This window comes from Microvirga arabica (assembly GCF_016811235.1).
Classification (GTDB): domain Bacteria; phylum Pseudomonadota; class Alphaproteobacteria; order Rhizobiales; family Beijerinckiaceae; genus Microvirga; species Microvirga arabica.
Window position 1 is genome coordinate 85,382 of record NZ_JAFBID010000018.1, and the last position, 9,294, is coordinate 94,675.

At 64.3% G+C, this 9,294-nt stretch carries 9 protein-coding genes; 4 read left to right on the top strand and 5 right to left on the bottom strand.

The window, feature by feature from the left end:
• Positions 1–60 precede the first annotated feature (60 nt).
• Positions 61–1,245 carry a cystathionine beta-lyase gene (gene metC / locus JQC81_RS11940; RefSeq protein WP_203272028.1) on the top strand — a complete coding sequence of 395 codons (1,185 nt, stop codon included), beginning with the start codon at positions 61–63 and terminating at the stop codon, positions 1,243–1,245.
• 43 nt (positions 1,246–1,288) lie between these two features.
• Here the strand turns inward: metC and JQC81_RS11945 are convergent, their stop codons facing one another.
• From JQC81_RS11945 to JQC81_RS11955, 3 genes are all read right to left on the bottom strand, one after another.
• Positions 1,289–1,630: a lipid-A-disaccharide synthase N-terminal domain-containing protein gene (locus JQC81_RS11945; RefSeq protein ID WP_203272029.1), complete on the bottom strand. Its 342-nt coding sequence runs from the start codon at positions 1,628–1,630 to the stop codon at positions 1,289–1,291.
• A 13-nt stretch (positions 1,631–1,643) separates the two neighbouring features.
• Positions 1,644–2,378, bottom strand: coding sequence for a glycosyltransferase family 2 protein (locus JQC81_RS11950; protein WP_203272040.1), 735 nt, complete (start codon positions 2,376–2,378; stop codon positions 1,644–1,646).
• A gap of 159 nt (positions 2,379–2,537) precedes the next feature.
• Positions 2,538–4,247, bottom strand: a complete 1,710-nt coding sequence (locus tag JQC81_RS11955; protein WP_203272030.1) for an ArnT family glycosyltransferase — start codon at positions 4,245–4,247, stop codon at positions 2,538–2,540.
• Between the two features lie 192 nt (positions 4,248–4,439).
• Between JQC81_RS11955 and JQC81_RS33090 the strand changes: the two genes are divergently transcribed.
• Both JQC81_RS33090 and JQC81_RS11960 read left to right on the top strand, forming a co-directional pair.
• Complete coding sequence (locus JQC81_RS33090; protein ID WP_246520372.1) at positions 4,440–4,733, top strand: hypothetical protein; 294 nt, start codon at positions 4,440–4,442, stop codon at positions 4,731–4,733.
• Positions 4,734–4,749: 16 nt separating this feature from the next.
• Positions 4,750–5,919, top strand: a complete 1,170-nt coding sequence (locus JQC81_RS11960) for an RtcB family protein (protein ID WP_312887504.1) — start codon at positions 4,750–4,752, stop codon at positions 5,917–5,919.
• A 150-nt stretch (positions 5,920–6,069) separates the two neighbouring features.
• On the opposite strand, the gene JQC81_RS11965 is transcribed toward JQC81_RS11960, so the two are convergent.
• A complete protein-coding gene (locus JQC81_RS11965; RefSeq protein WP_203272032.1) occupies positions 6,070–6,501 on the bottom strand; it encodes a hypothetical protein in 432 nt (143 codons plus the stop codon).
• 192 nt (positions 6,502–6,693) lie between these two features.
• Positions 6,694–7,443 (bottom strand): sigma-70 family RNA polymerase sigma factor, encoded by a 750-nt coding sequence (locus JQC81_RS11970; RefSeq protein WP_246520373.1) that lies wholly within the window; start codon positions 7,441–7,443, stop codon positions 6,694–6,696.
• A 149-nt stretch (positions 7,444–7,592) separates the two neighbouring features.
• Between JQC81_RS11970 and xylB the strand changes: the two genes are divergently transcribed.
• Positions 7,593–9,077, top strand: coding sequence for a xylulokinase (gene xylB, locus JQC81_RS11975; RefSeq protein ID WP_203272033.1), 1,485 nt, complete (start codon positions 7,593–7,595; stop codon positions 9,075–9,077).
• Positions 9,078–9,294 lie beyond the last annotated feature (217 nt).

Consider the following 9,294-nt stretch of genomic DNA (forward strand, 5'->3'; position numbering starts at 1 on the left):
ACTTGACGGCAGAGGCTGCCCGGTCTCAGATCACAGCCCCCTCAGCAAGCCCTTGAAGCAATGTCAAAACTCCCCCCAAAGCCTGAAAACGTCTCGGAGCGAACCCGCCTGGTCCATGCCGGACGGGAGCCCTTCGAGCAGCACGGATTCGTGAATACGCCGATCTACCGCGGATCGACAGTCCTCTACCCCACCACCGACGACCTTCTGCACAGGCGCGGGCGCTATTCCTATGGGACGAAGGGGACTCCGACCACCAATTCCCTCGAAACCGCCTGGACGGAACTGGCCGGCGCCGCGGGAACGGTCCTGGCGCCTTCGGGCCTCGCAGCCGTCACAGTCGCGCTCATGTCCTGCCTCAAGGCGGGCGACCATCTGTTGATGACGGATTCGGTCTACCTGCCGACCCGGCATTTCTGCAACGGCATCCTCAAGAAATTTGGTGTGGAAACCACCTACTACGACCCACATATCGGCGCCGGAATCGAAGCTCTCCTCCGTCCGAACACCGCAGCCGTGTTCACGGAGGCTCCGGGATCTCAGTCTTTGGAGATGCAGGATATCCCGGCCATCGCCGCGGTGGCGCACCGGCATGGGGCCGTGGTTCTCATGGACAACACCTGGGCGACCCCCCTGCTCTTCCCGCCGCACGAGCGCGGGGTGGACATCGCCATCGAGGCCGGCACCAAGTACCTGAGTGGCGGTTCGGACCTGCTTCTCGGCATGGTCTCGGCCAACGAGCGCTGCTTCAAGGCCCTGCGTGACACCTACGATTCCTTTGCCATGTGCCCGGGACCCGAGGACGTCTTCTTAGGATTGAGAGGCCTGCGCACTATGGCGCTGCGCCTGCGCGAGCACGAGAAGCAGGCCCTGGAAATGGCCCGCTGGCTTGAGGCCCGTCCTGAGGTGGCACGCGTGCTTCACCCGGCGCTCGAGAGCTATCCCGGCCACGAGATCTGGAAGCGGGACTTCAAGGGGTCGTCGGGCCTGTTCTCGATAATCCTGAAGCCCTGCTCGGACCGGGCGCTCGCCGCCATGCTCGATGGCCTAGCCCTCTTCGGCATGGGCTACTCCTGGGGCGGGTTCGAAAGCCTCGTGATTCCGTTCAACTGCGCCAGCTACCGCACGGCTACCCGTTGGGAGCCAGGCGGACATGCCTTACGCTTCCATATCGGGCTCGAAGACCTGGAAGACCTGAAGCGGGATCTCGATGCGGGCTTTACCCGCTTGCGCGAAGCGGACTGACGGTCAAACGCCGAGGACGGGAATGCCGACGGGATGAAGCCCATCACGTCGGCAGATCGGCCTCGGCCTTCCGCCGCTTGTCCTTGGCGATCAGCATCAGATTGCGGATGTAGATGAAGATCGACAGCGTCTGGGGCAGGATGATCACGATGTCTCGCCGGGCAAAGCCGTACACCATCGTCATCAGGCCGCCGGCGATGGACAGGAACCAGAACCCCATCGGGATCACGCTCTTCTCCGCCTTCTCGCTCGCGATCCACTGGACGATGAAACGCGCGCCGAAGACGAGTTGGGCCAGAACCCCGAAGGCCGCCCAAACATCGAAGCGGGCGACAAGGACGTCGTAGAAATAGAGTCCCAGATCGTGGGACAGGCGCATCAGCATCAGACGATTTCCATCAGACGATTTCTTGGGCAGCGGGAACGCGGCGGCGGCGGCGGATCAACCACCAGACCCCTGCCAAGTCAAGGATGCCGACCCACAGCCGGTCGAACATCCCGTAATTCGAGCGACCCGCATGGCGGGGCCGGTCGACCACGTCCACATGGGCGATCTGAAAACCCTCGCGCTTGATGAGGGCCGGCATGAAACGGTGCAGGGCATCGAAATACGGCAGGCGCAGATAGACGTCACGCCGAAAAGCCTTGAGACCGCAGCCTGTATCCCGCGTGCCGTCTTTCAGGATGCGGCCCCGGATGCCATTGGCGATGCGGGACTGCCACTTCTTGTAGGCGCCGTCCTTGCGGCCGACCCTCTGCCCGGCCGCAAGGGCAACGGCCGGATCGTCGAGGGCAGCCACGAGTTGAGGGATGAAGGCAGGATCGTTCTGCCCATCGCCGTCCAGGGTCACGACGACAGGTGCTCGGGCCGCGTGCACGCCCGTCCGGACGGCGGCGCTCTGGCCGCAGCTCGCCTCATGGCGCATGAGGCGCAGCCACGGCCGCGTCGCGCGCGCGCTCAGGACCTGCTGTCCGGTATCGTCGGTGGACCCGTCGTCCACATAGACCACCTCAAAGGGTGCAAGCACGGCGCAGGCCTGCTCGATTTCCTCGACTAGGGGGAGGATGTTGAGCGCCTCGTTCTTGACGGGCACCACGACGCTGATGCGCGGGCTTGTGGAAAGGTCGGTCATCCGTCCAAGGCCATGCTCGGCCACCTCTTCGAAGGGCATGTCCAGGCTCTAGAGCATCGGTCCCAAAAGTGGAAACCACTTTTGGGACCCATCCGATGCTCCACTTGTTGAAGAGCGCATCGTGCGGAAAACCGGGGGACCACTTTTCCGCACGATGCGCTAGAACCCGGTCGCGTAGGCCGCGATGTCGACCTGCCGCCCGCTGTTGATATTGAATCCCTGAACCCTGGTCGAGAGCACGGGCTTCTGGCGCAGGCGCTCGTTCTCGGCCCGGAACTCGCCCTCGAAGCGCTTGTCCACGAAAACCACACGGCAGCCGCCCTGGCGCAGGAACCGTGAGGCCTCCGCTCCGCTGTCGAGCATGTCGAGGTTCGTGCCCGTCAGGAACACGAGGCTGGGCTCCCGATAGCCCAATGTCGCGACCTGCGGATTTCCGCAGGGCACGTTATGGGCCACTTCCGCGAGACGATCAGAGATCTTGAGAGACCGCAGGTCGAGTTGCGCGAAGCCGAACACGCCAATGGCGAGGAAGGCCGAGGACAGGAACCCGGCCCAGAGGGTCGGCACCATCCGGTTCTTCACGAACAGCCACCAGGCCCAGAGAGCCAGGAGCGAAGAGATGATGAGCGCCGGCAGCGCCCGGAAGGGAGGAAGGCCATCGAAGGACCATGCAACAATCGAAAGGCCGATGGCGAGGCCGAGTGGAATGAACGGGATCAGCAAAGCTGCCGGCTTCGCGGCCGGTCGATGCGGCCCAACGAAGTGCCGGGCGATTGCCATTACCGTGATGATCGCCACCGCCGGGAACAGCGGCATCGTATAATGCGGCAGCTTCGTCGGGACGGCCTCGAAGACGATCCAGGACGGCACGATCCAGGCGAGCGCGAAGGCGACCGGCTCTTCCCGCCTGTGGATCCAGGCGAAAGGCACCGCGATGGCGGCCAGGATGGCGCCGGGCCAGAAGGTCGCGAAGAACGACAGCAGATAGAAGCCCGGCGGCGCCCAGTGGTACTTCTGGGCCGTACCCATCTTGCCCAGCATGTCCTTCCCGACCGAAGCCGCGAAGAACTCGCCGCCGCTCTTGATCGCAATGGCGACGAACCAGGGCAGCACGATCGCGAGGGTGAAGAGGAGGCCGAGCCAAGGTCTCAGCGTCAACAGCCAGCGGGCGGAGTGCTCCTTATAAGAAAGAACGGCAGCCGCGAGACCGGCGAACATGAGGACGAGGGGCCCTTTGATGAGGATCCCCAGGGTAAAGCCGGTCCAGAAGATCAGCAGAGCCCGCCGGGGCAGGACGCCGGCGCCTCGGCTCAGGTAAGCCCGGGCGAGGCCGCCCATCACGGCGACTGAGCAGGCGGTGAGCATGGCATCCGTCTTGGCGAGGCGCGCCTCGACCATGAGGATGACGCAGGTCGCCATCAGGGCCGCTGTCAGGAAGGCCCCTCGCCTCCCGAAGAAAGCCAGGGCGGCCCAGTAGGTCAGCAGGACACTCGCGATGGCTCCCAGCAGGGAGGGAATTCGATAGAGCGCAATGGTGGTCCGAGCCTCCGGTACGCCCAGGGCCTCGCCCAGGGCGACGCTGGCGCTCTGCAGCCAGTAGATGCCCACCGGCTTTTTGTGCCTGGCCTCGTCCTGAAACCGGATATCGACGAAGTCACCGGTCTCCAGCATCTGCTTGGAGGCCTGCGCATAGCGCGGCTCGTCCCGGTCCATCGGTTGGAGCGTGGTGAAGCCCGGCAGGAAGCAGACGAGCGAGAGCAGCACGAGCACGGCGCAGAGGCGCGCATGGCTGCGCTCGACGAGGCTCGTCAGCTGGGCCACGGAGACGTGGCGCAAGGACATCCGCTGCTGGGGGACAGAACCGTCCATAATCACTCCGGAGGCGGGAAAGCCGTCGTGCCGGGAGGATGTCCCGCAGGCACAGGGCCGTCAAACCGCGTGATGTCCTCCAAACCCGTCGGGAAGTCAAATCGACGGAAGGTAGCGGCTTGCCTGTCAAGGAACACGCGCGCTCGGGCAGGCATTGCCTGAAAGGTCAGGTTCAACCCTGGAGATACCGCCATGAACAGGTCCGCCCGCCGGTGCGCCGCCGCCCTTCTGGCGCTGCTGGCTCACCCGGCCATGGCCCTCGACCGGCCCGTCGTCTGGCGGGACGAGGATACCGGCTGCGCCTATCTGCTCACCCCTCAAGGCGGCATCACGCCCCGGCACCGCCGGGATGGGACCCTCGATTGCCCGGACGTGGCGGCCAGCACCGGGGTTGTCGAGAACATGGGGCGGGACATCGCGCGCGGCTTGGACGCCCTGCAACGCGAGGTCGAGCGCCTGCGCGAGCGCTACAACAATCGGCCGTAAGCTTAGGGAGACAGAAGTGCCGGCGAAGACCCGCATTTATGGCGAGCACGACGAGAAAACCATCAAGCAGCTCGACCGCTGCATGGAGGCGGGAAGCGCCTTCAAGGGTGTGCTCTGCGCCGATGGGCATCTCGGCTATGCCCACCCTATCGGCGGAGTCGTGGCTTATGAGGAGCACATCTCCATCAGCGGCGTCGGCTTTGACATCGCCTGCGGCAACATGGCCGTCCGGCTCGACACCCGCTACGAGGACATCGCGGCTCAGGCGGGTCGGATCCTCGCCGATATCGGGCGCTCCATCAGCTTCGGCGTCGGGCAGAAGAACGCCGTGAAGGTCGACCACGAGCTGTTCGACTCACCGCTCTGGGACGAGGCCGAGGCCCAGGATCTCAAGACCATGGCCCGGCAGCAGCTCGGCACGGTCGGCTCCGGCAATCACTACGTTGACCTGTTCGAGGACGAGGAGGGCTTCGTCTGGATCGGGGTGCATTTCGGCTCCCGCGGCCTCGGCCACAGGATCACCACCCGGCACTTGGCCCTCATGGGCGCCAAGGACGGCATGGAGGTGGACCCGGCTCTCGTCCACCAGGACAGTGATGTCGGTCGGAGCTACCTTGCCGGGGTGAAGCTCGGCGGTCTTTATGCCTATGCCGGCCGCGAATGGGTGGTGGAGCGGGTGCGCCGGATCATCGGCGGGCAGATCACGGACTCAGTCCACAACCACCACAACTTCGTCTGGCGGGAGAACCATGAGGGCCGGGATTACTGGGTGGTGCGCAAGGGCGCGACGCCCGCCTTCCCCGGCCAGCGCGGCTTCGTCGGCGGCTCCATGGGCGACAACGCGGTGATCCTGCACGGGGTCGACAGCCCGGAGAGCGCCGACAGCCTGTATTCGACCGTCCACGGCGCCGGCCGCCTCTTCGGCCGCATGGACGCGAAGGGCAAGAAGAACAAGACAGGCCAATGGGTTCGCCCTCCCCGATTTACCCGCGACGAGATGGACGCGTGGCTGCGTGATAGAGGCATCCTGCTGCGCGGCGGCGACGTAGACGAGAGCCCGATGGTGTATCGCCGCCTGGAGGACGTGCTCGCCTACCACCAGGGCACAATCGAGGTGGAGCACAGCCTGCGCCCCTTCGCCGTCGCCATGGCAGGCCCCGGCGAGTTCGATCCCTACAAGGATTGACCCTAAAGCATCGGACCCAAAAGTGGATTCGCACTTTTGGGTCCGATGCTTAGGCTTTGTGCCGGCGCATCGTGTGGAACGGAAACCGGGCCCACTTTTCGCTGGCGCGGCCCGCTGGGTCCGCACGATGCTCCAGTCAGGGCCGCAGTCTTACCGGAACCAGCCGAAATAGAGCGACCAGAGGCTCGGTGACCTGATCCCACGCACCCGGCGGGCCGTCTCATCGGCCCGCATCAGCTCACCGCCATGGCATGAGCACAGGACGATATGGGCGTCATGCTCGGAGATCTGGAAGAAATCGACCGCATCCCCGAAGGTGTCGCTGCGCAGCCCGGCCTGCCGGAGGAGCGGGTCCGAATAGGCCACCGTGAGAGCGGATCCGTCAGCCCGCATGGCGAGGCGCTGGGCCTTGGGCTTCCATTCGATCTCGTCGAGGGTCTTGAGCTCCCGGTCGGGCTCCTGCTCCAGGAGATCGATCCATCGGTCCAGTCGTTCCCGTTTGGTCAAAACCGGGACCTTGACGTCTTCAGGGGTTTTCAGGTCGGCAATGCTAGTGAGTTCGGACAGAGGCCTGTGTTCCATGCTCCCCTCCTTGGCGGAAGAGCGGTTTCGAGCCACCCAGCTACAAGCTCAACCTTGAAGCCTTGGGAAAAGTTCGAGGAACAGGCGGTGGACCGCCGCTGCTATTTTGGGCAGGGGCGGCCGCTGCGGCCTGTCTCAGGCCGCAGGCGCAGCAAAGGCCCGAGGCCGGAGCGGCCTCGGGCCAATACGATGTCAGACGGTCGCCGGGTGATCGTGGTCGGCGGTTCTGGGCGTGCCCATAAGCTCCGCCAGACGATTACGGGCGCGGTTAACGCGGCTCTTGATCGTCCCGACCTTCACGCCGAGCGCCTCGGCGGCATCCTCGTAGGACATGCCTTCGGCACCGATGAGGATGATTGCCTCCCGCTGCTCCTGCGGCAGCTTGTCGAGCGCGGAGGACAGATCCTGGAGCGCGAGCTTGTCCTCCTGGTCGGGGATCGCGATCATGCTCGCGGCATGGGTCCCATCCCCGTCCTCGACCTCGCGGCTGGTCTTGCGGTGGGTCGAGTAGAAGCCGTTGCGCAGGATCGTGAAGAGCCAGGCCTGGAGGTTGGTGCCGGTCTCGAAGGTATCCTGCTTGGTCAGCGCCTTGAGCACCGTATCCTGCACCAAGTCTTCCGCCTGATCGACCTTTCCGGTCAAAGAGAGGGCGAAGGCGCGCAGGTTCGGCAGCGCGTCCATGACGCCATTGACGAAGTCCTGGTCAACAGGCTCGGTGTGCGCACGGATGACCTGGGCGACGCGATCGACGAGCCGCGCGAGGTCGCGCGGCAGCTTGTCTTCAGCGGGATCGCCATACAGCGCCCGCAATTGCTTTCCGAGATGCAGCCGGACGTTGGCGCTCAGCGCAGCCGCCGAAGACGGCGCATCAGAATGGATCGAGTGAGACTGGTTTTTCGATTTCTCGGGCATGCGGCAATATTTGGGGCATGCCTCGGCCATTTAAATATCCTGGCGACAATTCGACCATGAGATTTTTTCATAGCCCAGCCTCTGGATTTCGTCGCATCGGTGCCCAATGGAGGCGACTGAGCTATAGACTGCTCACGACGGCCAAGCCATGAGCCGGCAGTCATGAAGGGAAACGCAGCATGCCTCACTACCTCGGCATCGATGTCGGCACGTCGGCGGTGAAGGCGATTCTCGTCGATGAGCGGCAGACGACGATTGCAGAGGCGGATGTTTCCCTGCCAACCTCCCGGCCGCAAGACCTCTGGTCGGAACAGGATCCCGATGCCTGGTGGCAAGCCGTGCACGCGGGCCTCGATCAACTTCTTACCAAGGATGCTGCTGCCCTCGCAGATGTGCGGGGCATCGGTCTCTCGGGGCAGATGCATGGTGCGGTGCTGCTCGATGCAGCCAACCGGCCGCTGCGCCCTGCCATTCTCTGGAACGATGGACGGTCGTATCGGGAAGCACAGGAGCTTGGCACAAATAATCCTGGGCTCTCACGAGCAATGGGCGTCATTCCGATGCCGGGCTTTACGGCACCAAAGCTGGCCTGGCTAGCGCGGCACGAGCCGGATACCTTCCGCGCCGTGCGCAAGGTGATTCTGCCCAAGGACTACATTCGGTTGAAACTGATCGGCGACGTGGTCACGGACATGTCGGACGCCGCGGGCACATGGTGGCTTGACGAAGCTAGGCGCGACTGGTCCGATGCGGCCTTGGCTGCGACAGGCCTGACTCGCGACCATATGGCAAGCCTCGTTGAAGGTTCGCAAGCCTCCGGCACCCTGCGTCCGGAGATAGTCCAGCAATGGGGCCTGTGCAGCGACGTGGTGGTCGCCGGCGGTGGAGGCGATGCGGCAACAGGCGCCGTCGGACTTGGGGCCATCGAGGATGGATCGGCCTTCATCTCGCTCGGTACCTCGGGACAGCTCTTCGTGACCACGCGGGATTTCAGCCCGGCCCCTGAGGCCCTGGTGCATTCCTTCTGCCATGCGCTGCCCGGCCGCTGGTTTCAGATGGCCGCCATGCTGAACGGCGCAAGCTGCCTTGCCTGGGCGGCCAATCTCCTGAAGCGGGATATCGGCGAGCTCTTGAGAGAGACGGAAGCCGTTTATCGCAAGCCGTCCGATGTCCTCTTCCTGCCCTATCTCGCCGGCGAGCGGACGCCGCACAACGATCCTCATGCGCGTGGCGTGTTCTTCGGCCTTTCTCCGAACACGCAGCAGACCGACTTGGCGCAGGCCGTTCTCGAAGGTGTCGCCTACAGCTTCGCCGATGCGAAGCTGGCACTCCAGCAGGCCGGCACGCCCCTGCCTCAGGCCGGCATCATCGGAGGAGGTTCGAAGAGCCAATTCTGGACGAGGATATTCGCCAGCGTGCTAAACATTCCCATCACGCGCTATCATGGCAGCGACAAGGGGCCGGCCTTCGGTGCGGCGCGCCTGGCGCGTCTTGCCGTGACAGGGGAAGCTCCGGAAGATGTCTGCACCGCACCAGCCGTTCTCGAGACGATCGTGCCGGAGCCACGCCTTGTCGAACTCTATCAACGTCGCATTCAGGCTTTCCGGAGCCTTTACCAGAGTCTCAAGCCGGAATTTGCCCGTGCCGCGCAGGATCGGATCTGAGGATAATGGCCGCCTGACGGTCGAATCCTCTTGGATTTCCACCCGCCACATGCTGCGTAGGGCAGAAGCCCTTCTCACTTGGATGCTGGCATAGCCGCATCAGGAGCCATCTATGATCTTGGTTTCCGGCGAAGCCCTGGTTGATCTGTTCATCGGCACCGCCACGACCACAGGCTTTCCAGCAGAGGCGGTGGCCGGCGGCTCGCCGTTCAACGTT

Coding starts and splice junctions, on each gene's coding strand:
- metC (WP_203272028.1), top strand. CDS start 61: ATGTCAAAACTCCCCCCAAAGCCTGAAAACGTCTCGGAGCGAACCCGC.
- JQC81_RS11945 (WP_203272029.1), bottom strand. CDS start 1,630: ATGCTGATGCGCCTGTCCCACGATCTGGGACTCTATTTCTACGACGTC.
- JQC81_RS11950 (WP_203272040.1), bottom strand. CDS start 2,378: ATGACCGACCTTTCCACAAGCCCGCGCATCAGCGTCGTGGTGCCCGTC.
- JQC81_RS11955 (WP_203272030.1), bottom strand. CDS start 4,247: ATGGACGGTTCTGTCCCCCAGCAGCGGATGTCCTTGCGCCACGTCTCC.
- JQC81_RS33090 (WP_246520372.1), top strand. CDS start 4,440: ATGAACAGGTCCGCCCGCCGGTGCGCCGCCGCCCTTCTGGCGCTGCTG.
- JQC81_RS11965 (WP_203272032.1), bottom strand. CDS start 6,501: ATGGAACACAGGCCTCTGTCCGAACTCACTAGCATTGCCGACCTGAAA.
- JQC81_RS11970 (WP_246520373.1), bottom strand. CDS start 7,443: ATGGCCGAGGCATGCCCCAAATATTGCCGCATGCCCGAGAAATCGAAA.
- xylB (WP_203272033.1), top strand. CDS start 7,593: ATGCCTCACTACCTCGGCATCGATGTCGGCACGTCGGCGGTGAAGGCG.